At 57.1% G+C, this 24,121-nt stretch carries 20 protein-coding genes; 13 read left to right on the plus strand and 7 right to left on the minus strand.

All coding sequences use genetic code 11. From position 1 onward, the window contains the following. Nucleotides 1-109 precede the first annotated feature (109 nt). Nucleotides 110-1,384 (plus strand): serine--tRNA ligase, encoded by a 1,275-nt coding sequence (serS, locus tag IEX74_RS01475; RefSeq protein WP_188810227.1) that lies wholly within the window; start codon nt 110-112, stop codon nt 1,382-1,384. 108 nt (nt 1,385-1,492) lie between these two features. Here the strand turns inward: serS and IEX74_RS01480 are convergent, their stop codons facing one another. The 5 genes from IEX74_RS01480 to IEX74_RS01500 all read right to left on the minus strand — a co-directional run bounded on the left by IEX74_RS01480 (nt 1,493) and on the right by IEX74_RS01500 (nt 6,142). Further along, nucleotides 1,493-2,146, minus strand: coding sequence for a hypothetical protein (locus tag IEX74_RS01480; RefSeq protein WP_188810230.1), 654 nt, complete (start codon nt 2,144-2,146; stop codon nt 1,493-1,495). A 173-nt stretch (nt 2,147-2,319) separates the two neighbouring features. Next, on the minus strand, nt 2,320-2,586 hold the full coding sequence (locus tag IEX74_RS01485; RefSeq protein WP_188810232.1) for a UBP-type zinc finger domain-containing protein: 267 nt from the start codon (nt 2,584-2,586) through the stop codon (nt 2,320-2,322). Between the two features lie 81 nt (nt 2,587-2,667). After that, entirely contained in the window at nt 2,668-3,117 is a 450-nt protein-coding gene (locus tag IEX74_RS01490; protein ID WP_188810234.1) for an OsmC family protein, read from the minus strand. A 73-nt stretch (nt 3,118-3,190) separates the two neighbouring features. Then, a complete protein-coding gene (locus tag IEX74_RS01495; protein WP_188810236.1) occupies nt 3,191-4,261 on the minus strand; it encodes a glycosyltransferase family 9 protein in 1,071 nt (356 codons plus the stop codon). A gap of 132 nt (nt 4,262-4,393) precedes the next feature. Further along, complete coding sequence (locus IEX74_RS01500) at nt 4,394-6,142, minus strand: DNA polymerase/3'-5' exonuclease PolX (RefSeq protein WP_188810238.1); 1,749 nt, start codon at nt 6,140-6,142, stop codon at nt 4,394-4,396. Between the two features lie 204 nt (nt 6,143-6,346). Here IEX74_RS01500 and IEX74_RS01505 point away from each other — a divergent pair, with 204 nt between their 5' ends. From IEX74_RS01505 to IEX74_RS01525, 5 genes are all read left to right on the plus strand, one after another. After that, on the plus strand, nt 6,347-6,739 hold the full coding sequence (locus IEX74_RS01505; protein ID WP_188810240.1) for a hypothetical protein: 393 nt from the start codon (nt 6,347-6,349) through the stop codon (nt 6,737-6,739). A gap of 106 nt (nt 6,740-6,845) precedes the next feature. Continuing rightward, entirely contained in the window at nt 6,846-7,217 is a 372-nt protein-coding gene (locus IEX74_RS01510) for a hypothetical protein (protein WP_188810242.1), read from the plus strand. Nucleotides 7,218-7,266: 49 nt separating this feature from the next. Continuing rightward, nucleotides 7,267-7,674, plus strand: coding sequence for an EVE domain-containing protein (locus IEX74_RS01515; protein WP_188810244.1), 408 nt, complete (start codon nt 7,267-7,269; stop codon nt 7,672-7,674). 236 nt (nt 7,675-7,910) lie between these two features. Next, the gene (locus IEX74_RS01520) at nt 7,911-9,488 is read left to right on the plus strand and encodes a hypothetical protein (RefSeq protein WP_188810246.1); all 1,578 of its coding nucleotides are present in this window, start codon (nt 7,911-7,913) and stop codon (nt 9,486-9,488) included. A 73-nt stretch (nt 9,489-9,561) separates the two neighbouring features. After that, on the plus strand, nt 9,562-10,122 hold the full coding sequence (locus tag IEX74_RS01525) for a DUF4252 domain-containing protein (RefSeq protein WP_188810248.1): 561 nt from the start codon (nt 9,562-9,564) through the stop codon (nt 10,120-10,122). Nucleotides 10,123-10,578: 456 nt separating this feature from the next. Here the strand turns inward: IEX74_RS01525 and IEX74_RS01530 are convergent, their stop codons facing one another. Both IEX74_RS01530 and IEX74_RS01535 read right to left on the minus strand, forming a co-directional pair. Next, nucleotides 10,579-12,042 (minus strand): OmpA family protein, encoded by a 1,464-nt coding sequence (locus IEX74_RS01530; protein WP_188810250.1) that lies wholly within the window; start codon nt 12,040-12,042, stop codon nt 10,579-10,581. Between the two features lie 347 nt (nt 12,043-12,389). After that, nucleotides 12,390-13,682, minus strand: a complete 1,293-nt coding sequence (locus IEX74_RS01535) for an aminopeptidase P N-terminal domain-containing protein (RefSeq protein ID WP_188810252.1) — start codon at nt 13,680-13,682, stop codon at nt 12,390-12,392. Between the two features lie 126 nt (nt 13,683-13,808). On the opposite strand from IEX74_RS01535, the gene IEX74_RS01540 reads away from it, so the two are divergent. The 7 genes from IEX74_RS01540 to IEX74_RS01570 all read left to right on the plus strand — a co-directional run bounded on the left by IEX74_RS01540 (nt 13,809) and on the right by IEX74_RS01570 (nt 24,054). Beyond that, entirely contained in the window at nt 13,809-14,924 is a 1,116-nt protein-coding gene (locus tag IEX74_RS01540; protein WP_308421102.1) for a glycosyltransferase family 9 protein, read from the plus strand. 159 nt (nt 14,925-15,083) lie between these two features. Beyond that, nucleotides 15,084-16,322, plus strand: a complete 1,239-nt coding sequence (locus IEX74_RS01545; protein ID WP_188810254.1) for a M16 family metallopeptidase — start codon at nt 15,084-15,086, stop codon at nt 16,320-16,322. A gap of 81 nt (nt 16,323-16,403) precedes the next feature. Then, nucleotides 16,404-16,874 (plus strand): YDG/SRA domain-containing protein, encoded by a 471-nt coding sequence (locus IEX74_RS01550; protein ID WP_188810256.1) that lies wholly within the window; start codon nt 16,404-16,406, stop codon nt 16,872-16,874. 42 nt (nt 16,875-16,916) lie between these two features. Then, a complete protein-coding gene (locus IEX74_RS01555; RefSeq protein WP_188810258.1) occupies nt 16,917-17,690 on the plus strand; it encodes a DUF4184 family protein in 774 nt (257 codons plus the stop codon). A gap of 3 nt (nt 17,691-17,693) precedes the next feature. Then, nucleotides 17,694-18,332, plus strand: coding sequence for an O-methyltransferase (locus tag IEX74_RS01560; RefSeq protein WP_188810260.1), 639 nt, complete (start codon nt 17,694-17,696; stop codon nt 18,330-18,332). A 281-nt stretch (nt 18,333-18,613) separates the two neighbouring features. Further along, nucleotides 18,614-21,571, plus strand: a complete 2,958-nt coding sequence (locus IEX74_RS01565) for a TonB-dependent receptor (protein ID WP_188810262.1) — start codon at nt 18,614-18,616, stop codon at nt 21,569-21,571. Nucleotides 21,572-21,681: 110 nt separating this feature from the next. After that, nucleotides 21,682-24,054 carry a LysM peptidoglycan-binding domain-containing protein gene (locus tag IEX74_RS01570; protein ID WP_188810264.1) on the plus strand — a complete coding sequence of 791 codons (2,373 nt, stop codon included), beginning with the start codon at nt 21,682-21,684 and terminating at the stop codon, nt 24,052-24,054. Nucleotides 24,055-24,121 lie beyond the last annotated feature (67 nt).

Genomic DNA, 24,121 nt, shown 5'->3' on the forward strand with positions numbered 1-24,121 from the left:
CAGGAAGCTAACAAAACCTAGGTTGCCGGGCACGTACCAGGCTCCGTATAGGTTGCTTACGCTACTTCTATCTACTTTTGTTCCCATTACACTACGCGTTTTCTGCTCTATGCTGCAAGTTTCTGTATTAAAAGAACAAACTGACCTCGTGCTGGCTGGTTTGGCCAAAAAGCACTACCCCAACGCCGAGACGGAAGTAGCGGCTATTCTCGACCTCGACCAGCGCCGCCGTCAACTTCAGACGGAACACGACCAGGCGCAGGCCGAAGCCAACGAGCTGGCCCGCCAGATCGGAGGACTGATGAAAAGCGGCGACAAAGCCGGCGCTGAAACGCTGAAAGCCCGCACCGCCACGCTGAAGCAGCAAACCAAAACCGCCGCTGAAGAGCTAACCCAGGTTGAAACCTCGCTCCAACTAGCTTTGGTGAAGCTGCCCAACCTGCCGCACAGCAGCGTGCCCGCCGGCCGCACCCCCGCCGACAACGAGGTAGTGGCTGAGCACGGCCCGAAGCCCGAGCTGCCGCCTCATGCCTTGCCTCATTGGGAGTTGATTAAGAAGTACGATATCATCGACTTTGAGTTGGGCAATAAAATTACGGGAGCTGGTTTTCCAGTGTATAAAGGGCAAGGAGCCAGGTTGCAGCGGGCGCTGATCAACTTCTTTCTGGACGAAGCGCGCAACGCGGGTTACGAGGAAGTGCAACCGCCGATTCTGGTGAACGAAGCGTCGGGCTATGGCACGGGCCAGCTGCCCGACAAAGATGGCCAGATGTACCATGACGCCCAGGACAACCTTTACCTGATTCCGACGGCGGAGGTGCCCATCACCAACCTCTACCGCGATGAGATTATCGCGACGGAAAAGTTACCCATCCGCAATGCCGGCTACACGCCGTGCTTCCGCCGCGAGGCGGGTAGCTGGGGCGCCGATGTGCGCGGCCTCAACCGCCTGCACCAGTTCGATAAAGTGGAAATCGTGCAGATTGCCTTGCCCGAGCAGAGCTACGGCATTCTGGAAGAAATGCGGGCGCACATCGAAGGCCTGCTACAAAAGCTGGAGCTGCCCTACCGCGTGCTGCGCCTCTGCGGCGGCGACATGAGCTTCACGTCGGCTCTCACCTACGACCTGGAAGTGTGGAGCGCCGCCCAAGGCCGCTGGCTGGAAGTTAGCTCGGCCAGCAACTTCGAAACGTACCAGGCTAACCGCCTCAAGCTGCGCTACCGGGCGGAAGGTGGCAAAACGCAGCTGCTGCACACGCTCAACGGCTCGGCTCTGGCTTTGCCGCGCATCGTAGCCGCCTTGCTAGAAAACAACCAGACGGAAGACGGCATCCGGCTTCCGCAGGTGCTGCACAGCTACTGCGGGTTTGAGAAAATTGGGTAGCTCTTGCGCCAACCTAGGTTTTTCCGCTGTTACTTAACGAAAAGGGCCGCTTTGCCAGTATGGCAAAGCGGCCCTTTTCATTCGGCGGCAACGTGTAAGAAGGAAAAATTACGACTTGGGAGTGTAAGGAAATTTCTTGGAAGCGTTGCGCATCAGCGCATCCACGATGTTTTCGGTAGAGCTGAAAACGGAGCCGGCAGCTACGTAATCGTACTTCCACAGGAGCTTGCCGGCATCCGATTCGTTGATGTTCACCGTGATGTTGGCTTGGTTTGTAGCGCCCCAAGCCCCGGCAATCAGGCCGATGGCTACGGCGGCACCGTCGCTCATGGGCTTGGTGGTCCGCACGCTGGTGGTCAGCACAGCGTCAACACCGAGCATCTTGGCTAGCTCCTGGGCCGTGTGGCTCCGCAGCTCCGCGTAGGCAATATGATTTTCACGAAGCAGAGCGTTGGTTTGGGTTACATCCTGAAACTCGACAGTATAGCCACGCTGCTGGCTACGGCGCAACAGCCAGGAATAAATCTTCTCCTGAAAGTTGGTTCCGCTTTGCTGCTCCATAGTGGCTTGCTGCTCGGCGGTGGTATTCTTGGCCTGATTCGGGCGCAGCTGCATCGTGACGGCAGCGGGCAGGATGGCTACTTTCTTGTGTTTAGGTGCATAAGAGCGGAAGTCCTGAGCCAGGTAAATGCTAGGTCCGCAAGAGGTTAACAGTAAAACAACCAGCGCGGAGGCTAGTGAGGTAAGAGTAGAAAAACGCATAGAAGATGAGAAACAGATAAGGTTTTGTTGGCCGAATTGGCAACAATTTATGAATAATATTCATAAATACATATGTTATAAGAACCACTAAAAATTTTAGTGCCTTTATCCCTCGACAAGCTGCTACTAAGGGTTTTATCGTACTATCGCCGTATTCTACAAGCTAGGTTGTATTAATACTCAGCCATCTGCTCATCCACGTAGCACCAGGCCCATTGCTCGCCCGGCTCGGCTGAGGTGACAACGGGGTGCTGAGTCGCATGAAAGTGTTTGGTGGCGTGCTTGTTTTTGGACGAGTCGCAGCAACCGACGTGGCCGCACGTCTGGCACACGCGCAGATGCACCCATCTATCACCTACAGCAATGCACTCCGGACAAACGTGCTCGGATGGGGTCAGGATAACTGTTCCAATAGCTTGAAGGTGCGTGCAGAGAGACATGACGTAGTTGAATTACTTTGCCAGAATACACTAGCTGCAAAAGCTAGGTTTGATGAATTTAAATAAAACCACGTTCGCCTTCTACTCGGCCAAGATCGTGATGATGCGCATAGCCCCGCTGGTGAGCGTTTTCTGCACCGGGCACTTCTCGGAAACACTATGCAGGCGCTGGCGCTGCTCCGGCGTGAGCGGCCCAAGCAAGCGTAATTCTTTGGTTACTTCTTCCAGCATCTCGCCCGCCGACTCGCACTGGTCACAGTCTAGGCGGTGCACACGTTGGTGGCTGAGACGCACTTCGACGCCTTCCAACGGCCACTTTTTCTGGGTGGCATAGAGGCGCAGCGTGATGGCCGTGCAGGAACCCAGGGCCGCGAGCAACATATCGTAGGGTGTAGGACCTAGATCCTGACCGCCAACGGCAACGGGTTCATCCAGGAAAAACGTGTGACGCCCGGCCTGCACTTCGGCCAGTAGCGCTTCCGGCCCAACTTTTATCAGGACGGCCGCAGGAATAAGAGGCGAAGGTTCCATAAGCGTAGAAGCTAGCAAGATGGGGATTGTTCAGTCCCAAGCTACGCATCTACCCTGATATTCTTGTGCTTAGCTAGCGTCCGTCGCGCGTAGGCGGCAGGTCTAGGTTAAACGGAATTTCGCGCATGCACTTAAAATGGCCGAGCGGGCACTTTTCATAACCGATCTTGGAACACGGCCGGCAGCTGAGCCCTTCTCGCTCCAGAATGCGGAATTCGGTGCGGTACGGATACATGCCGAAGGCCGGCACCGTGTTGCCCCACACGCTGAAAATCTCCTTTTTGAACGCTGCCGCAATGTGCATCAGACCCGTATCGTGGCTGACGACAAACTGCGACTGCCGCACCAAGGAGGCGGATTGATTTAGTGAGAAATGGCCGCAGGTGTTGTAGATGAGCGTTTGCGGCGGAATACCACCCGCGTTCCGGGGAAAGTAATACGGACTATCGGGCACGCTGCGCAAAGCTAGGTTGTCGGCGCTGGCTTGCTGCCGCTGGTGCTCAAAGTGCAACTCAATAACGTGACCAGTGCTTTCATCTTCGGGGCCGCCGAGCAGCACGACAGGGCGCTTCAGCAAGGCGCACAGCTCAATGATGCGCTCCACGGGCAGGCGCTTGGTAGCGTGCTGAGCACCAATAGCAAACGCAACGTAGCCCCGCTGAAACTCGGCCGGCAATACCTCCAGATCCACTTCATCCCGCGCCGGAATGAAATAGTCGAGCCCCTTGCCATCGTTGCTCACACCCAGGGGCGCAGCGGCAGCCAGGTACCGATCGACGATGTGGACGTGCGGCAGCGTATTAATTTTGAAGCGCACCAGCAGCCACTTTTGCAGGTTCAGCTTGTCGAAGCTGGAAGCGTGCACGCCCAGGCGCAGCTTTATCAGGCTGGTGCGCAGATTGTTGTGCAGATCTACAACGTAGTCAAACCGCTCGGCCTTTAGCTCCTTAATCAGCTCGCCGAGGGTGCCGGTGAGGTAATGGGCTTTGTCGACGTACGGATTGGGCTCGATGATGCTACGGTAAGCCGGCTTCGTGCAGAAATGTACCTGCGCACCGGGCACCTGCTGCTTCAGTCCCCGGAGCACCGGCGTCGTGAGCACAATATCACCGATGGAAGAAAAGCGCAGAACAAGGATTTTCATGAGAATTGGTAGGATGTAGCCCGGCAACAGCAACCGCCCGTCTGTCATTCCGAACGAAGCGAGGAATCTGAGTTTACGGGCTTAGATAATTAACTCAGATTCCTCGCTTGGTTCGGAATGACACCTAGGTTTCTAGAACAGCGTCGTTTTGAATACCTCCGCCGGCTTAATATTCGCTTTGCGCTCCGCGAAGTACGTGGCCATTTCTTCTGCCGATAACGCGTTGAAAGTCATTTCTTTGGTTAAGCCACCCTTGCGACCCATCATCACGCCGTAGCGCATATCGGCATAGCCGTTGGTGTGGTGCGCATCGGGGTTGATGCTGAGCTTCACGCCCTGATCCAGGGCGTAGCGCACCCAGCGCCAATCCAGGTCGAGGCGCCACGGGTTGGCGTTGATTTCGATAATCACGTTGTGGCGGGCGCAGGCGTCGATGACGGCTTTGTAGTTGATTGGGTAGCCTTCGCGGCGCAGCAGCAAGCGGCCCGTCGGGTGACCTAGCATGGTGGTGTACGGGTTTTCGATGGCGCGCAGCAGGCGGTTGGTGGCGCGCTGCTCGTCCATTTTCAGGTTGCTGTGCACCGAGGCCACAATGAAATCGAAGGAGGCTAGCACGTCGGGCGTATAGTCGAGGGCGCCGTCGCCGAGGATGTCGCTTTCGATGCCTTTGAAGATGCGAAACGGCGCCAGCTCCTGGTTAAGCTGGTCGATTTCGCGCTGCTGCTGCTGCACGCGCTCCGGATAAAGCCCGTTGGCGTAGTGCGCCGCCTGCGAGTGGTCGCAGATACCTAGGTATTCGTAGCCATTATCGCGCAGAAACTCGGCCATCTGGCGCAATGTGTGCGAGCCGTCGGAGTAGGTACTGTGATTGTGCAGGGAGCCGCGCAGATCACTGTCTTCTAGCAGCTTAGGAATTTTATTCTCTTTTGCCAGCGCAATTTCGCCGAGGCCTTCGCGCAACTCCGGCTCGACGTATTGCAGGCCGGCTTTCTGGTAGATGGCCGTTTCCTGGTAAAACTTCTCCCGCTTCACGACCTGGCGCAAGGAGCTAGGTTGGCCTGGCGACACGCCGGGAATTGGTTCGGTCAGGTGGGCTTCGTTGCCGGTGAGCAGGAAAAGCTGGTTGATGTAGTCTTCCTTTTTGACGAGATGCACCTCCACTTTCACGCCCGATGTCGTGGCCGTGCCGCGCCAGGCAAACGGCCCCGAGCGCGCCGGATCGGCCGTGAGGCCCTCCAAGCTATTGAACAGTTCCTGCGCTTTCCACGGCTGCGCTGTGGCGGCCACGAGGCTTACGGTTTCCACTACTTCCAACCGTCGGCGCACTTCACCTGCTACCGCTACCTGATCGGTGAACAGCGCCTCCTGCAAGCGGGCCGCCAGGTCGTTACCCAGCTCTTCGGCCTGCGGATACAGCAGCTTACCTCGGCTTTCCAGGTTAAACTCCAAAGCTTGCAGAATGGCGTCCTGGGTCTTTTTACCGAAGCCTTTGAGCTTGCTTACGCGGTCCTGCTCGGCAGCTTCGCGGAGGGCGTCGGGGCTTTCGATACCTAGGTCGCGCCACAAGGCCCGGATCTTTTTGGGGCCAATGCCTTTGATATTCAGCATCTCGACCACACCGGGCGGAGTGATGCTGAGCAGGCGCGTCAGCTCGTCGAACGAGCCGGTATCGAGCAGCTCGGCGACGCGAGCAGCAGCGGTTTTGCTCAGACCGGTTCGGTCGGGCAGGCCGGTGCGCTCTACTTCGGCAACGGGAAATTCGAGCCGCTCGAGGGCGGCGGCAGTGCCTTCGTACGCCCGGATTTTAAACGGGTTTTCGTCGTGTAGCTCCAGCAGCGAAGCCGCCAGGCGGAAGGCGCGGATCAGGGCGCGGTTATCCAAAATCAACAAGCTCTGCGGCGCCCGGAATGTGACCCAGGCGCCAGGTGGTGACAGTAAAGGTACAATACAGTACGTGGGAAGCGACCAAGTGCTAACCCGCCTGCGCGACTAAATTGGCCCGTATGACGTATTATTAGGAAGCTGTACGTAAGTCGTGGCTGTTTTGTGAACCTCCTTTTTCCTAGTATCTCCTCCCCTAGCCTTATGCGCCTGTTCACTCTTCTAGCTTGTCTGAGCGTGCTACTGCTGGCCGCGACCTGCCGGCCCGACGCTCGCACTTCATCTCAGTTCCAACAGTTGGAGCGCACCTGGCTGCACGCCCAGGAAGAAGACCAGGGCGACGTGTGGGTGTACCGGCCCAACACTTACAGCTTCCCGCCGTCGCGCGGCCGCACCGGCTTCAGCTTCGACCACAACGGCCTGTTTACGCAGTACGACATTGCCCCCACTGACGGGTTGGAAGGCCGCAAAGGCAGCTGGAAACCCGAAAGCGGCCGCATCATCCGCATTTCCCTCGACGACAAGCGCGACCCGGATTATACGCTGGAAATTGTTTCGCTGGAGAAGGAAGTACTAAAAGTGCGGCGGGTGCAGTAGCACTTGCAACTATTTGTATACCGCTAGGCTCCTGGTAGCAACAATTCTGTTTTACCTATAATCGAACGGTGCAATGCGTTTCGCTTACTTATTCTCATTTCTCCTCTTGTTTTTCCTGGCTGGCAGCTGCAAGAAAGACCAAGATCCTACTCTCGAAACTTCTTTGTTCGGAATCGACTGGGACCGCGCCTCTACGCAGCCTGATGCAGAGGGAAACTACACGTACAAACCTAGAGGCACCTTCACATCTTCGGGCTGGGGCCGCGATGGGTTCCGTCTCGAAAGCGACGGTACCTTCGTATGGTACACGTCTGGTCTTGCTGATGGAGCCCTTGATATTTCAGGCACCTGGACCAGCGAAGACAACCAGGGTTTTCGTCTTAAACCGAACGATACAGGAATTCCAGAATTCATCCTCGTTACCAAGCCCGTACAAAACAATATGGTGCAGGCACGCTACATTTTCCGCCTTTACTAGCTGCTAGCTAGGTTGCGGCGCTGGGGCATTCGGCAGTAGCTTGCGCCGCATGAACTACTGGCTTGTCAAATCAGAACCCGTTAAATATTCCTGGGCGGACTTCACCGCCGAAGGCCGCACCGAGTGGACCGGCGTCCGCAACTTTCAGGCACGCAACTATTTGCAGCAAATGCAGCCCGGCGACCTAGTGCTTTTCTATCACAGCGTCACCGACAAAACCGTGGTTGGCGTGGCGCTAGTAAGCCGCGCCGCTGCCCCTGACTCTACAGCCGAGGCGGGCAGCGGCTGGGTGGCCGTAGAGCTAGCCCCGCAGCAGGCACTGGTGCGGCCGGTCACGCTTGCCCAGATCAAGCAGGATGCTCGCCTGAGCCAGATCGGGCTGTTGCGGCAGTCGCGCCTGTCGGTGATGCCGTTGCAGCCGGCCGAGTTCGATGTGGTGCTGGAGCTGGGCAGCTAGCTTATTTATACCTAGGTCGCCATAAGGGCCGGAGCAGCTAGCTGTTTCGGCCTTCTTTTTTTGGTAAAAACCTAGCCTTGAGCCTGAACGCTACGGCACCACTCAGATGTTGCCAGCAAGCCGAGTAAGGCCCATGAAAGACGCATTTATTGCAAAAATGAACGTGACTTTGCGGCCGCTGCATCGTATCTTAACTGTATAAACGCCCCGGAAAGGCGGTCTTTGCTCCTGCCGCTATGAAACACCCACTACTCCGATTTTTTATGCTCCTGCTGGCTGGCTGGCCCACCTGGAGTCTCGCTCAAGCTCTCACTCCCACCCAGCCCAACCGCCTGGAACTGCCTCTGCAAGCCTACGCCAGCGACGTGTACGTGCAGACCCTGGCCGAAGACAGCAGCGTGGTCTTGCTGGTGAACGATGAGAAAAACGGCACCATGCGCCGCCAGATTAGCTTTCAGAAGTTCGACCGGCAGCTACGGCCGGTCTGGTCGCTGCCGCTGGAGGTAGCGCCCGAGTATGATTTCCTACAGCTCTGCGCGGAAGGCTCGATGGTGTACGCTCTGTTTCAGTCGGAATACACGCCCGACCACTTGTGGGTAGTCAGCCTCGATGCGCACGACGGAATACTGCACTCCGGAGCATTTGAGACGAAAATCAGCCGCACGATTTACGAGGCCAAAGCACTGGGCGGTAATTTGTTCGTAACAACAATGGTGGAAAACCACCTGACGGTGATGCTGCTGAACCTACGGGCTGGTACGCATCAGTTTTTGCCGGCCGTGTACGAAACGCTACCTACGCAATTCACTTTTCTGGCCGACTCCGTCACGAAACGGGCGAAGTTTGTGATGAGCCAGTCGAACGGCCAGAAGACACGTCTGCAAGTGAAGCAGCTATCTGCCGACGGCAAGCTGCTGAAGTCGGAGTTTGTGCAGGCCGAAAGCGAGCGGGGCCTCATCACGGCCCAGATCAGCCCCGGCGACAGCGCCGCCAACCTGCTCACCGGCACCTACACCCTGCGCGATTCGCGCTACTCGCAAGGCATTTTTGCCGCCGATCTTTCGGCGGGCACTACGCCTACCGGCGTGCGCAAGTCGTTGCGCTTCTACGACTTTCTGAACCTGAAGCATTTCCTCGACTTTATGCAGCCCGCCCGCGCCGCCCGTGTGCGCGAGCGGGGGCAGCGCCTGAAAGAATCGGCGCGGCAGATGCGCCACCATTACCACCTGCTCATGCACGACCTGGAGCCTTTCGAGGATGGCTACGTGCTGGTGGGGGAAGTGTATTTTCCTACTTCACAAAACATTAGCAACTACGGCAGCTACTACGCTCGCAGCTTCAGCCCCTATTATTCGAACGGCTACGTACCTAGCTATTACCCCAACCTCAACACGCAGAACAACTCCGCTAACGGGTACATGGCTTCTCAGGCCATTGTGTGCGGCTTCGACCGCAATGGTATGTTACTGTGGGACAATGCGTTTGTGCTAAAGGAAGTACGGCAAGCTAACTTGGTGGAAACGGTGCGCCTGCGCCCGCTCGCCGACGGCAAGCGTTTCGTGATGGCGTATCTGAAAGAAGAGGAGCTGCATTATAAGGTCATTGACCGCTCCAATGCCTCGCCCAACGACTTGGTGGTACCAATTGCCACTTCACCGCAGCCTGACTCGAAGGAAAAACTTATTGATACGAACCAGGAAGGCCTGCTTACCTGGTATGGCAGCCGATTTCTGGCCTACGGCTACCAGCATGTGCGCGCCCCCCATGGGCCGGGCCGCGACGTGTTTTTTCTGAATACGATTGCCTTTGAGTAAGGCTAGGGCCAAACAGCGGCCGGCCGCTTGCGTACAGGAAGCAAACTGTATTTTTTACGCTTTCTGCACGCTTATGAAACTTCGCCTTTTCTCGCTTTTTATTGTTCTGGGGCTGCTGGCAGCCAGTTGCCGCACGGGTGGCCCCGGTCGGCCAGCCAAAACGGTTGCCGCCTTCTTCAACAAATACCAGAACCGCCCCGGCTTTCGCACCACCGACTGGTCGGCGGGGCTGACTACGCGCCTGCTACTGGGTCGGCTCGGCAAGCTAGGTGGCGACAACGACATCTCGCAGGCTCTCACGGCGGTGCGCAGCGTCAAGATTCTCACCTTCACGCCTACTTCCGTTAAGTCGGAGAAGCTGGTTTCGGAGGGCTTACTGAAGGAAGTAGACGGGCTGCTCTCCAATGAGCGCTACACGCCGCTGGCCGTCACGACAAACGACAACAGCGCCGGCCAGCTCCGCTACTCCACCCGCCAGCAAGGCGACCGGGTGCAGGAGCTGGTTGCGACCGGCAACGTGCAAGGCGCCCCCGATTCCTTTATGCTGGTGTCAGTAGCAGGTGATTTCACCAAGGAGCAGCTTAACCAGTTCGTTAAGTTCCTGCCCAGCGCCGTAAGTCAGATTACAAAGTAATTTCTGCAACCTAGCTTTTAACCAAAAAGCCCTGCCAATGATGGCAGGGCTTTTTGGTTAAAAGCTAGGTTGGTTATTGAGTGTGAACAACGTTTAGAAATCAGCAGGCGCGCACATTGGCTAACGCAGTTTGCGGAGCAGACGACCAGCCCCAATGGGGCACTATATCGGTAGAAACAAACGGCATAGTAGAACCTAGCCCCAGCGGAGCGACACCTGGCTTGGGTGTTGCCCCGCTGGGGCTGGGGCGTTTTCACCAGCTCTTTTTACCGATGTGTCGCCCCCGCTGAGGCTCCGTAGTTTACCCCACCACTTCGTGTGTTCCACAACTTGGGTTAATAGCCGCACCATCATACCTAGGTTTGGTGCTTCTTATCTCGTCCTATAGCCAACAAAAAAGCGGCGGACCTAGGTGGTCCGCCGCTTTTGGGTCGGTGAGCTTTCGCTACTCAGCAATTACGGCTGAGGTGCGCTCGGGATATAGAACTCGAATTTGAATTCTACGCGGCGGTTCTTGGCCTGACCTGCTTTCGAAGTGTTCGGAGCAGCTGGTTGCGATTCGCCGAAGCCTTCCGTCGTTACACGGTTCGGATCCATCTTCTTGTTGGTGAAGTAACGCTTAGCCGAAGCAGCGCGACGTTCCGACAAGCCTTGGTTATACTCATCCGTGCCGCGGCTATCAGCGTGGCCCGAGATGCGGACACTGTACTCAGGATATTGGTTCAGGATCGTGATGACGTTGTCGAGGGTTGGGTACGACGACTTGCGCAGTACGGTGCTGTTCGTTTCGAACTGTACCGGCTTCACTTTGTTCATCAGAGCCGGATCAATTACGCGGCAGCCAGTCGAGTCTACAGTCGAACCAGCAGGCGTGCCAGGGCACTTATCGAGGTTATCCGGTACACCGTCGCCGTCAGCGTCCGTTACCAATGGGCAACCTGTAGCGTCTACTTGAGTGCCAGCAGGTGTGCCGGGGCACTTATCGTTAGCATCGGTTACACCGTCGCCGTCCGAGTCGGGGCAGCCACGCAGAGCGGGCAGACCAGCTTGATCTGGGCAGGCATCATCGCCGTCCCGTACACCGTCACCGTCGCGGTCAGGGCAGCCTTCCAGCGTAGCCAAGCCTTTTTCGGTGGGGCATTTATCCTGGTAATCCGGTACACCGTCGCCGTCGCCGTCAAGCGGGCAACCGTTCGGGTCTACTGCTACGCCAGCGGGCGTGTCGGGGCATTTGTCTTTGCGATCAGGCACACCGTCGCCGTCCGTATCCTTGGCTTTGCCGAGGGCTACCGTCAGGCCAGCTGTGTGTTGCAGGAAGCGGTCATCAAAACCGTCGCTGTCGCGGTTAGGGTTGCCGTCGAAGTCAGCTTTGTATCCAACAGTTTGGCCAGTTTGGATGAACAAACCAACTGCTTCGCTCAAGCGGAAGTTAATACCAGCGGCAGCCAGCACGCTGAAGTAGTTCTTATCACGAGCTAGGTCAATGCTCTGACCGTTGATGTTATAAACACCTTCGCGGCTCGTATACAACAGGCCGGGTGCAACCAACAGATAAGGCTGTATAACAGCATCTTCTTTCAGTGCCCAGCCGTTGTTCAGTTTCAGCTTCAGGCCTACATTGGCATTCACAATGTTGGTGGCGAAGTTGGTGCCGAAGTCACCAGTCTTCTTGAGTTCGCCATAGTTACCGTTCAGGCTGATGTCCAAACCAGGCGTCAGGTACATACTAAACGAGATGCCAGGGCCCCATTTAGCGCGGCTAGCGTCCCAGAAGTCGGAACCTAGGTTGCCTTTGTACTGGAAGGCATTTGCGTTTAAGCCGATGGCGAATTTTCTGTCTGCCGTTTGGGCTTGCCCGTCCGGGGCAGCCGCCAACAGCGCCAGACCCAAGGCAGCGGATTTTGCTAGAACGTTTCTCATAGCAGGGTGTTTGAGGGTGAACAAAGATGTCCGGTGTTGTTGCATTGATTAGGTGAATGCGTAAGGGAACTAGCTGCCTATACTTCGTCTTTAAAATAAAGTTGTTGTTCAGGCAAAAAATGGAACCAATTCAGTAGGTATTTATTCCCTACTAGTTTATCTTGGCTAGGTACTACTAGACACTGATTATCAGCTTCTATGAAGCCGTGAGAGCCCTACTATATAGGACTGCTTCATTTCTTATTTCGAGGCAAATATATTTTAGAAAAGCACAAAAAAAAGCCCTTCTGCGTAATCAGAAGGGCTTTTGAGGCTGCTATTTAAGCTATTTAGGACCTGTTACCGGCCTAGCTTTTCCGCATAAGACGCTCTATATCTTCTACCTCCAGCGGAATGGTGCGCATCAGATCTTCGTTGCCGCTTTTTGTGATTAATATGTCATTTTCCAAGCGAATACCTAGGTCTTCCTCGCGGATGTAGATGCCCGGCTCGCAGGTGTACACCATGCCCGGCTCGAAGGTGCGGTACTTGTCACCCACGTCGTGCACATCGAGACCTAGGTAGTGCGAGGTGCCGTGCATGAAGTACTTTTTGTACAGTGGCGCGGCCGGGTTCTGGTTTTTCACATCCGACTCATTGAGCAGATCCAGCTTAATCAACTCCTGCTCCATCGTGCGGCCCACGGCGGCGTGATATTCCTCGATGTTGTTGCCGGCTACGAGCTGCGAAGTGGCAAACTTCATCACGCGCAGCACGGCCTCGTACACGTCGCGCTGGCGCTTGGTGAAGGTGCCGTTCACGGGCAAGGAGCGCGAAAGGTCGGCGGCGTAGTTGGCGTATTCGGCACCAAAGTCAAGCAGCAGCACGTCGCCATCCTGGCACTGGCGGTCGTTGCTCACGTAATGCAGAATGCAGGCGCTGGCGCCCGAAGCGATGATGCTGCCGTAAGCGGGTCCGCGGCTGGCGTTGCGCACAAACTCGTGCAGAATCTCCGCTTCAATCTCGTATTCCCACACGCCCGGCTTCACAAAGCCCAGCAAGCGGCGGAACGCCTTTTCGGTAATGTTGGCCGCCTGGCGCATCAGCCGGATTTCCTCGTCGCTCTTGATGGCGCGCAGCTGGTGCATGAGGGGCGCCACGCGGCGGTACTGATGCAGCGGGTAGTGCTCCTTCATCCATTTCACGAAACGGGCATCACGCGTTTCTACTTCTACCACGGCCCGAATGTGCTCGTTGGAATTCAAATAAACGTTTTCGGCCTCGTTCATGAGGGCGGGCAGCACCTGCTTGAAGGAGTCGATCCACATGATCGTTGGGATGCCCGACTGCGCCCGCGCTTCGTCTTTGGTCAGCTTATAGCCTTCCCAGATGAGGATATGTTCGCTGGTTTCGCGCAAAAACAGGATTTCGCGGTGCTGCGGCAGCTTGGCATCGGGGAAGATGACGAGGATGCTTTCTTCCTGATCGACGCCGGAGAGGTAGAACAGGTCGTTGTTTTGCCGGAATGCCATCGTGCCGTCGGCGTTGGTGGGCATCACGTCGTTAGATTGAAAAATAGCGAGCGACGCGGCTGGCAGGTGCTGCGTGAAATTGCGCCGATTCTGAATAAAAAGCTGCGGATCGATGGGGCCGTAACGCATGAGAGGTAAGCTTTGGGTAAAGAAAACGCGCCGGAGCGCGGCTTGCGCAAGTTAGAACAATGCGCCAGACTGTGTGGTGTGCTGTCATTCCGAGCAGCGCGAGGAATCTGAGTTTACCACTAGAACATGCAACTCAGATTCCTCGCGCTGCTCGGAATGACAGTAGCAAGTTGCGTCAGCAGCCTACACCTAGGTATCTTTGCCGCTTTATTTCCGCCAATGCCTCAACCCGTCGAACGTGCTATCCTGCTGATCCAAACTGCTTTCATCGGCGACGTGATTCTGGCCACGGCGCTGCTGGAACGCCTGCACGCGGAGCACCCCAATACGCCCATTGATTTCCTGGTGCGCAAGGGCAATGAGGGTTTGGTGAAAGACCATCCGCATGTGCGGGAGGTGCTGATCTGGGATAAGAAGAAGGACAAGTACCTAGGTTTGTGGCGGCTACTCCTTCACATTCGTGCCGCGCACTATGACCAGGTTATCACACTCCAGCGCTTTGCCTCCACAGGTTTTCTGACGGCGCTTTCCGGTGCCCGCGAGCGGGTTGGCTTTAATAAAAATCCGCTTTCCTTTGCTTTTACGCGCAAGGTGCCGCACGTTATCGAGGAAGGTGTGCACGAGGTACAGCGTAACTTAGCGCTGCTAGGTGCTGATGCAGAGACGCCGCTCACGCGCCCTCGCCTCTACCCTACTGCCACCGATGAAGCTGCTGCCGCCCATTACACCGATGCGAAGCCGTACATCGTGATGGCGCCTACATCGGTGTGGTTTACCAAGCAGTTTCCGAAGGAGCAATGGCTAGCTTTGCTTCAGGCGCTGCCGCCGCACTATACTGTGTATCTGATCGGTGGACCGCCCGACGTGGCCGCTTGCGAGGAAATTCTGCTGGCGAGCAGCCGGCCCAAGATGCACAACCTGGCCGGCAAACTTTCGCTGCTCGCCTCAGCGGCCCTGATGCGCGGCGCGGTGCTGAACTACGTCAACGACTCGGCGCCCATGCACTTGTGTTCGGCCGTCGATGCGCCGACCTGCGCCATTTATTGCTCCACGGTGCCCGCTTTCGGGTTCGGGCCGCTCAGCCCGCGCTCCTGGGTTGTGGAACTGCTGGAGCCCCTGGCCTGCCGGCCATGCGGCTTGCATGGCTACCGCCAATGTCCGCTCGGCCATTTTCATTGCGCCCGCGGCATTCGCACTACGCAGCTCTTAACGGTGTTAGCTGAAAGTGAAGAGGTGAAATAGTGAGTTGGTGAAATGGTGCGTTAGTTATATAATGAAGATATCCGGCTCACCTCCTCACAGTCTCACCATTCCACCATCTCACCATTTCACCATTCGCTGGTTATTCATTTGAAGGGCGTTTATTTTCGAACATCGCCGCCCACGCTCCACCTCTCTGCTATGTCTGATTACGATCTATACGAGTTGCCGAATGGCATTCGGGTTCTGCACAAACAAGTTTTACACACCAAAATTGCTCATTGCGGCTTTCTGCTCGACATTGGCTCCCGCGACGAAAACGAGCACCAGCTAGGTCTGGCGCACTTCTGGGAGCACATGGCCTTCAAAGGCACCGAGAAGCGCCGTTCGTTCCACATCCTGAACCGCCTCGAAACGGTAGGCGGCGAGCTGAATGCTTACACTACGAAAGAGAAAATCTGCTTTTACGCCTCGCTACTGAGCACACACTTCGAGCGCGCTTTCGAGCTGCTCACTGATCTGACGTTCCACTCTGTGTTTCCTGAGCGTGAAATCGAGAAGGAACGCGGCGTGATTCTGGAAGAGATGTCGATGTACCTGGATGCGCCCGACGACGCCATCATCGACGACTTCGATGAAGTGATTTTCGGGAAGCACGCGTTAGGCCATAACATCTTAGGTACGCGTCAGAGCGTGTCGGGCTTCCAGCAAAAGGACTTTCGGGATTTCCTCAGCGAGCAAATCCGCACCGACCGGCTTATCTTCAGCTCCGTCAGCAACCTAGCTTTTAAGGATGTGAAGCGCATGGCCGACAAGTATCTGGCGCCGCTGCCGGCGCGGCTGGGCGAGCGGCCGCGCACGCCGTTCACGAACTATCAGCGCGTGGAGCAGCTGGAGCGCAAGCCCATTACGCAGGCGCACTGCCTCATCGGCGGCCCAGCCTACGCCATCGAAGATCCGCGCCGCATTCCGTTTTTCATGCTGACTAACATCCTGGGCGGCCCTGGCATGAACTCGCGCCTCAACCTAGGTATCCGGGAGAAGTACGGCCTGGTGTACACCATCGACGCCACGTACTCGCCTTACACCGATACGGGGCTGTTTGGCATTTACTTCGGCACGGAGAAAAAGCAAGTAAACCGCACAGTGGCTTTGGTACAGAAAGAGCTAAAACAACTGCGCGAAAAGACCCTAGGTTCCACGCAGCTGCACACGGCGAAGGAACAGCTGATGGGCCAGCTCGCTATGGCCGAAGAAAGCAACGGCGGCCTCATGCAGCTGCTCGCCAAGAGCACGCTGGACATCGGCCGCGTCGAGCCGCTGAATGAAATCTTCGACCGCATCCGGAAGATTACGGCAAGTGAGCTAGCAGAGCTAGCGAATGACGTGTTGCGCGAGGATAATTTGAGTGTGCTCCAGTACGTGCCGAATGGTGAGTAGTGAGATGGAGAAATACTGAGCTGACAACATATTCTTTATCAACTACTTCACTAACTCACCATTTCACCACCTCACCGCTCAGTGCGTCAATTCGGGCATGTTGGCTCTTACCAGCCGGGCGACATATTTGCGAACCGGCTGGCGCTGTCGGCGGCGGGGCTGCACCGGCCGACGCGAGCGGGCATCAGCGGCACCCAGCACGAAGGCGTTGACTCGATTGTGGTGGCTGATGCGTATGAGGACGACGTGTTTACGGATGAAGAAATCCGCTACGCCGGCCACGGAGGCCGTGACCCACGGACGGGCAAACAGGTCACCGATCAGCTTCTCACCGATCGCAACCTAGCTTTGGTAAAAAGCCACGCAACCGGCAGGCCTATCCGCGTGCTGCGCAAAGTAGCACACGAAGGCAGCACGGTTTTCCGTTACGAAGGCTTGTTTCAGGTAACCGCTTACGAGTACACTCAAGGCATAGCGGGCTACGGAATTTGGCTATTCCGCTTGAAGCCAAGCCGTTTACCGGAACAAACACCGTCCACAAGATCCGCGTAATCCGACAGATCTGCAGGAATCCGTGGTTCAGACAAATTACCTATGCCTTTCACGCCCGCTCATCCAGCCATTATTCTGCCCCTGCTCCGCCGCACGCGTCGGTGGCTCTCGGCGTCCGGGCTCATCGTGGGTAGCATGGCGCCCGATCTGGAGTACTTTTTCCGGCTGCGGCCGGGCGGCGGCGCCGGCCACACGCTTGTCGGTGCGCTATGGCTCGATCTGCCGCTGAGCCTGTTGATCATCGGGTTGTTCCACGGCATCGTCAAGAAACCGTTGATTCTCAGTCTGCCTGCGTTTATTCGGCTGCGGCTGGAGTGGCTGGCGAATCAATCGTGGCCGCTCCGCAACCTTTGGAGCCCGCGCTTGCTGCTCGGTATTCTGGTGGGCTGCGCTTCGCACTTAGTGTGGGACACCTTCACGCACCAACGCGGCCGCTTCGAGCCCGAGCTGCAAATCCTGAGCTATCAGGTGGCGCACATCACGTTGCGGGCGTGGTTCCAGAATGGCTCATCGATAATCGGCTTGGCTGCAATTGCCTGGTACGTCTGGAATCTGCCGACCACCCGAAGCCTCCCGGAAGTACCCGTGAGCGCACAGCGCAAATTCTGGATCATGTGGTCGGTGCTGACAGCGGTGTTCTGGCTGGCTTTCCTTTATGCCGCTCACGAAGCGTATCCGCAGCTGATCAAATCTGCGTTTCTCGGTATCTGTGTCGTTGCTGGCCTCAGCGCTATGATGGCGGCGCTGCTTATCACTTGCCCCTTGTGGCCCTACATTCGCACGACGCGCTCCGCCGGGGAGCCCGCCCGCACCTAGCTCATGGACGACGAAATCAACCTCTACGCCGAAGCCCACACCTCTCCTGAATCGGACGTACTGCGCCGCCTCAACCGCGAAACGCACGTGCAGGTACTCGCCCCGCGGATGCTTTCGGGCCATTTGCAAGGCCGGCTGCTGAGCATGATCAGCCATATGATCCGCCCGCAGCGCATTCTGGAGCTAGGCACGTTCACGGGCTACTCGGCGCTGTGTCTGGCCGAAGGTTTGGCTCCTGATGGCGAGCTGCACACCGTAGAGCAAAACCCGGAGCTGGAAAGCCGCATCCGGCGCTACCTGGCCGAAGCAGACCTAGGTGCGCATGTTCACCTGCACATCGGTCAGGCGCTCAGCATCATACCTAGCTTTCAGGAAACCTGGGACCTGGTTTTTATCGACGCCGATAAGATCAACAACGACGCCTACTACGAGCTGGTGTTGCCGCAGGTGCGGCCCGGCGGCTTCATCCTGATTGACAATGTGTTGTGGAGCGGCAAGGCGCTGGCCTCCTACCCCGTAAAGCCCGCCGACAAAGATGCGCACGCCGTACGTGCCTTCAACGATAAGGTGCAACAGGATGAGCGCGTGGAAAATGTGCTGCTGCCGGTGCGCGACGGAATCCTGGTAGTTCGTAAGCGGTAAGAACGCATCCTATCGGGACAAGCAGAAAAGCGAACGTCATTTCGACCAACGGGAGAAATCTCGCTTGCAGTGGTAACTTCAATCGACAGGAGATTACCACTGTAACCTCAGCACGCGAGATTTCTCCCGTTGGTCGAAATGACACCTAGGTAGATACTCATTCAGCAAGGTGACAGAATTCCCGGCCGACAAACAATTTTTATTTTCTTCCGGGAACTAATTAAACCTTGTCTCATAACCCGCGTCTAGGGGTCAGAAGGAATGATCCTGCGATGCATTGTATGAGAAAGTTACTTACCCTATTTCTGTTATATTGGCTTAGTACTGCGGCTATTGCCCAAACGCTATCCATTACCGGCCGGGCCCTCGACGCCAAAGATCAATCGCCGCTGATTGGCGCCAACGTGCTGCTGGTGCATCTGCCCGACTCCGTGAAGCGCGGCGTCGCTGCCGATCCGAGTGGCAACTTTAGCTTTACCGGGCTGGCGGCTGGTCGCTATAATCTTTCTGTGTCCTTCCTGGGTTATCAAACACTCAGCCGGCCGGTAGTGCTTACTACACAATCGGTTGCGTTGGGCAACCTAGCTTTGCAAGCCGGCGTCACGCTGAAAGGCGTGGAGGTAATCGGCAAAACGCCGGCCGCCGTGCAGAAGGGCGATACGGCGCAGTACAACGCTAACGCCTTCAAAACCAACCCCGACGCCAACGCGCAGGACCTCGTCACGAAAATGCCGGGCATCACCACGCAAGGTGGCAAAGTGCAGGCCCAGGGCGAAGACGTGCAACGGGTATTGGTCGATGGCAAGGAGTTTTTTGGCAACGACCCCGACGCCGTGCTGAAGAACATTCCGGCTGAAATCATCGACAACATCCAGGTGTTTGACCGCCAGAGCGACCAGGCACGCTTTTCCGGCTTTAATGATGGCAACACCCAGAAAACCATCAACATCGTTACGAAAAAGCAGTACCGCAAAGGACAATTCGGGCGCTTCGTGGCGGGAGCCGGCGGCGGTCAGCAGACAGGCGCAGGCTCGTCGTTTGCCGAGCGCTACCAGGTGAGCGGTAACTACAACACCTTCAGCGGCGACCGGCGCATTTCTATTGTCGGCCAGTCGAACAACATCAACCAGCAAAGCTTCGGCACCGCTGACCTGCTGGGTGTTACAGGCAACTCGCGGGGCGCAGGTGGCGGTGGCGGCAATGGTGGTGGCATCTCCCGCACCAACGCTATCGGCCTCAACTACTCCGATCTGTGGGGCAAAAAGACGCAGGTAACGGCTAGCTATTTCTTCAATCAGAGCAACAACACCACCAACCGCCTCACCGACCGGATTTATGCAACGCGCGGTTCCAACGGCGAAGTGCCGGCCAGCGAGCAGCAAACCTTCCAGCAAACTTCGCTGGCCGATAGCCGCAACACCAACCACCGCTTCAACCTGCGCTTGGAGCACAAGATTGACTCGGTAAATTCTCTGCTGTTCGTGCCCTCCTTCACGGTGCAGCAGAACAGCAGCAGCAGCAAGGTAGACGGCATAACGCGGGTAGGCGACGCGGAGCGCGGCAACGTGACCAGCACCTATGGATCCAAGGCATCGAGCGTTTCTTCTTCGAACCAACTGCTTTACCGTCACCGCTTTGGCAAGCCCGGCCGCACGATTTCCGTTGATCTGAATGCGAACTACAACACGCGCAACTCCGACAACAACCTGTACTCCTTCTCCCGCTCGCTGTCGACGGTGACGGGCACCAGCCGCGACACGACGCTGGAAACAACCCTGGATCAGCTTTCGCGCCTCGACCAAACCGGCTGGCAGCTCAACTCGGGCATTTCGTACACCGAGCCGCTGAGCAAGCAGGATTTGCTGCAATTCAACTACAACGCCTCCTACGCGCCAAACGACTCGGACAAGAAAACCTACGATTTTTCGGAATTGACGGGCGACTACGACAATCTGAATACGGGCCTGAGCAACGTCTTCAAGAGCAACTACCTGACCCAGGGCCTAGGTGCCAGCTACCGCCGCCAGAACAAAGACTACCAGGTGATGCTAGGTGTGACGGGCCAAAAAGCGGATCTAGAGAACAAGCAGCATTTCCCGCAGGAAGGCACCCTGAACCGCACGTTCTACAACTTCCTGCCCAACGCCATGCTGCGCTACAACTTCTCGCAGCAGCGGAATTTGCGCTTCAACTACAACGGCCGCACGTCGGCACCTGGCATCAGTCAGTTGCAGGAGGTCGTGAACAACTCTAACCCGCTCCAGCTCACGACCGGCAACCCCAACTTGATTCAGCAGTACCAGCACGTGATGACGTTGCGCTATTCGACCTCGAAGCCGGAGAAATCAACGTCCTTCTTCGTGGGCGCATTCGCCACCTTCACCGATAACTACATTACCAACAGCACCTTCGTGGCACTACGCGATACGACCATCAACATCAACGGCGGCGTGGTGCAGCTGCCACTGGGTGGGCAGCTCACGCGACCCGTGAACCTAGGTCAACAGTACACGCTGCGCACGTTTGCGGTGTACGGTATGCCGATTGCCATTATCAAATCGAACCTGAACATAAACGGCAGCTTGGGCTACTCGCGCACGCCGGGTATCAACAACGAGCTGGTCAACTACTCCCGCTCGCCTAACGCCAACCTAGGTGTCACGATCAGCAGCAACATCAGCCCGAACCTAGACTTCACGGTTTCCTCGAACGGTAACGTGACCTACGCTCGTAACACGGTGAATACACGCCTGAACACCAACTACTACACCCAGAACAGCTCGGCGCGCCTGAGCTGGATTGTAGGGCCAGGCATCTCGATTCAATCTGACATCACGCACACCTACAACCAGGGCATTGCTTCGGCACCCAGCCAGCAGTATTTCCTCTGGAATGCCAGCATCGGCAAGAAGGTGTTCCCGAATCAGCGGGGCGAGATTAAAGTGTACGCCTTCGACTTGCTGAAGCAAAACCGGAGCTTGCAGAACAACATCTCGACGGCCTACAACGAGACGGTGCGCACCAACAACCTGCAACAGTACTTCATGGCCATGTTCACCTTCAACCTGCGCAAAGGCAACGTGCCGCAGGAAAACCGGGGCCAGGATCGGGAGCGGAACTCGGATAACCCGAACCGCGGCAACTGGCGGCGCGGTAGCGAAGGCGGCGGCATGAGTCCGGGTGGCTCGGGTGGCGGTGCGCCGGGCGGCGGTTTTGGGCGCCCTCCTGGGGGCAACTAATCAGAGAATAGCACTTTTTACTGCGAGCCTCCCAGGATTTTTCTCCTACTTTGTAGGCTAAGGGGCTCGCAATAGTAGTAAGTGCGGTTCCTGCTTAGCTGTTCCTGCCCATGAAACGAATTGTGCTTTTGCTGCTCTGCCTGCTGCCACTCCTGGTGGCTGCGCAAAGCGTCACGGTACCCAATACCATTGAATTTGCTGGCCTGCACCTGCGCCTCACGGATGGCGGGCGCCGCGCCGTGCAGGAAAAAGTGGACGCGCTACGCCGCCACCAGCCTTCCTTCCAGGCTCGCGTCGACCTGGCCGATGCCCATTTCCCGCTTATCGACCGGGTGTTTCAGGAGGAAGGTATTCCGCTGGATTTCCACTTTTTGTCGTTGCAGGAAAGCGGTTTGCAGGGCGATGCGCAATCCATCCACGATGCCGTGGGCTACTGGCAATTCAAGCGCGAATCGGCGACGGAGCTGGGCGTGCAGGTGAATGATGTGGTGGATGAGCGCAAGCACATTGTGGTATCATCGCACGGGGCGGCCAAGTACCTGCTGCGCAACAACGGCGTGCTGCACAACTGGTTGAACACGCTGCTCACCTATAACCTAGGTCTGACCGGCACTAAGCCCTACACGCTTCCGACCGACTATAATGCGACGGAGATGGAGATTACGCAGAACACACACGCGTACATTCTCACCTTCCTGGCGCACAAAATAGCTTTCGAGCCGGCCGTTGGACAAAACCCAAGGCCCCCGATGCAGCTTCAGGAGTTTCCTGCCATTGGGGGGCAGCAGCTCTCGGCTATTGCGGCCGGCCTGCAAACGGAGCCAGCTGCCCTGGCCAGGCACAACCGCTGGCTCATGGACGGCGCCACCGTGCCCCTCGACCGCGCCTACACCATTCTGGTGCCCGTCATCGATCCGATTCAGCTCACGGCAATGGCCGCCCAGCAGAAAGTCGGCACGAAGGGTCAGCTGCTTTCCCCACCCGAAACGGACCCCGAAAACGCTGATTTCGTGCGTATTAATGGCTTGCGAGCCCTGGTTGCCCTGCCCGGCGACACGAAAGAAAGTCTGGCGAAGCGCGGGGGCCTGAAAATGCGCAAGTTCATGCAGTTCAACGACCTGATGGCCTTTGATAACATCGTGGTTGGGCAGCCCTACTTCGTGCAGAAGAAGCGCGACAAGGCCGCTGTTGCCTACCATGCCGCCCAGCCCGGTGAAAGCGTGGCTACCGTGTCGCAGAAGTATGGAATACGCGTGAAGGCCATTCTGAACAAGAACCGCATGGCCCGCAACGAGGAGCTGCGCCCAGGCCGGGTACTGTGGCTCCAACATACTCGTCCGCGTGAAGTGCCGGTCGAGTATGCGCAGAGCGAAAACACGGTTGCGCAAGCGGCTTTCGAGCGGCCGGTTGCTCAGCCGGCTGCTAAGCCTACACCTAGGTCGGCTGCTCCTGCGCCAGCTTCTGCTAACCCGTCTTCGGCTGCTCCTGCGCCAGCACCTGGCCCGCGCAAAGCGAAAGACACCGAGTCAGAGCCTTACGCGGGCAGTGTCGCCGCGCACAATCGTCTGGAAGAAGACGCCGCCGAAGAAGACAGCACCACGATGACGTCCGGAGATCTGACAATGGAGAACCTCAACGAGCTTCCAGCTGCCTCCACTGCCTCCGATTCTGCTTCGGCCGACACGGCAGAGCCTGCTTCTGCGCCTAGTTCCTCTCCTGCCCCTGCTCCTGCACCCCGGACGGTTTACGCCGGTCGGCCAGCTATGCCAGCTTCTTCCGCCCCTGCGCCCACCGAAGAACCTAGCCCTGCGGCATCAGCCACCGCTTCTAGCAAAGCCCCCACACCAAAGCCAGCTCCTACCGCATCAGCTCCCAAAGAGCCGGCGACCGTCGTGCTGCGTGACCCCGCGCCCGCAGCAAGCGCAGCTGCTACTAAGCCAGCATCTCAACCGAAAGCAACTCCGACTTCTGATAGCCCGACAGCAACCGTAGCGTCGGTACCGACTGCCATTGAGGCGATGCCTGCTAATGGCCTGTACATCGTGCAGAAAAGCGAAGGGCTCTACGCCATTGCCCGCCGGTATGGCCTGCGCCCTGCCGACCTTATTGCCTGGAATGACTTGCCACCAAACCCCTCCCTGCAGCTAGGTCAGACGTTGCGCCTGACTCCGCCCAGCGTCCCAACAACAACACCAGCCGCAACAGCGCCACCAGCCACAGCGGCGCCAAAACCGGCCGTTCCTCCGGCATCGGCACCTAGCTCGCGTCCGGCACCAGCATCACCGGCTACTTCTGCCGCGGCTCCTGCGGTCGTTGCGGCTCCGGCTGCTACTTCCATTCAGCATACCGTGGCGCCGGGCGAGTCGATGTATGGCATTTCCCGCAAGTACAAGGTCACGATCAAGCAGATTATGGAATGGAATAACAAGCCCGATTTCAATGTGAGACCCGGCGAGGTTCTGACCATTCAGCCCGCGAAATAACCTAGGTTATTTCCTGCGCTAAAAGCAAAAAGGCGGACGACTTAATAGTCGTCCGCCTTTTTGCTTT

This window comes from Hymenobacter cavernae (genome assembly GCF_014641455.1).
GTDB classification, from domain to species: domain Bacteria; phylum Bacteroidota; class Bacteroidia; order Cytophagales; family Hymenobacteraceae; genus Hymenobacter; species Hymenobacter cavernae.

Coding starts and splice junctions, on each gene's coding strand:
- IEX74_RS01520 (WP_188810246.1), top strand. CDS start 7,911: ATGAAACACCCACTACTCCGATTTTTTATGCTCCTGCTGGCTGGCTGG.
- IEX74_RS01485 (WP_188810232.1), bottom strand. CDS start 2,586: ATGTCTCTCTGCACGCACCTTCAAGCTATTGGAACAGTTATCCTGACC.
- IEX74_RS01540 (WP_308421102.1), top strand. CDS start 13,809: ATGCAACTCAGATTCCTCGCGCTGCTCGGAATGACAGTAGCAAGTTGC.
- IEX74_RS01565 (WP_188810262.1), top strand. CDS start 18,614: ATGAGAAAGTTACTTACCCTATTTCTGTTATATTGGCTTAGTACTGCG.
- IEX74_RS01525 (WP_188810248.1), top strand. CDS start 9,562: ATGAAACTTCGCCTTTTCTCGCTTTTTATTGTTCTGGGGCTGCTGGCA.
- IEX74_RS01560 (WP_188810260.1), top strand. CDS start 17,694: ATGGACGACGAAATCAACCTCTACGCCGAAGCCCACACCTCTCCTGAA.
- IEX74_RS01505 (WP_188810240.1), top strand. CDS start 6,347: ATGCGCCTGTTCACTCTTCTAGCTTGTCTGAGCGTGCTACTGCTGGCC.
- IEX74_RS01555 (WP_188810258.1), top strand. CDS start 16,917: ATGCCTTTCACGCCCGCTCATCCAGCCATTATTCTGCCCCTGCTCCGC.
- serS (WP_188810227.1), top strand. CDS start 110: ATGCTGCAAGTTTCTGTATTAAAAGAACAAACTGACCTCGTGCTGGCT.
- IEX74_RS01545 (WP_188810254.1), top strand. CDS start 15,084: ATGTCTGATTACGATCTATACGAGTTGCCGAATGGCATTCGGGTTCTG.
- IEX74_RS01570 (WP_188810264.1), top strand. CDS start 21,682: ATGAAACGAATTGTGCTTTTGCTGCTCTGCCTGCTGCCACTCCTGGTG.
- IEX74_RS01480 (WP_188810230.1), bottom strand. CDS start 2,146: ATGCGTTTTTCTACTCTTACCTCACTAGCCTCCGCGCTGGTTGTTTTA.
- IEX74_RS01515 (WP_188810244.1), top strand. CDS start 7,267: ATGAACTACTGGCTTGTCAAATCAGAACCCGTTAAATATTCCTGGGCG.
- IEX74_RS01495 (WP_188810236.1), bottom strand. CDS start 4,261: ATGAAAATCCTTGTTCTGCGCTTTTCTTCCATCGGTGATATTGTGCTC.
- IEX74_RS01530 (WP_188810250.1), bottom strand. CDS start 12,042: ATGAGAAACGTTCTAGCAAAATCCGCTGCCTTGGGTCTGGCGCTGTTG.
- IEX74_RS01490 (WP_188810234.1), bottom strand. CDS start 3,117: ATGGAACCTTCGCCTCTTATTCCTGCGGCCGTCCTGATAAAAGTTGGG.
- IEX74_RS01535 (WP_188810252.1), bottom strand. CDS start 13,682: ATGCGTTACGGCCCCATCGATCCGCAGCTTTTTATTCAGAATCGGCGC.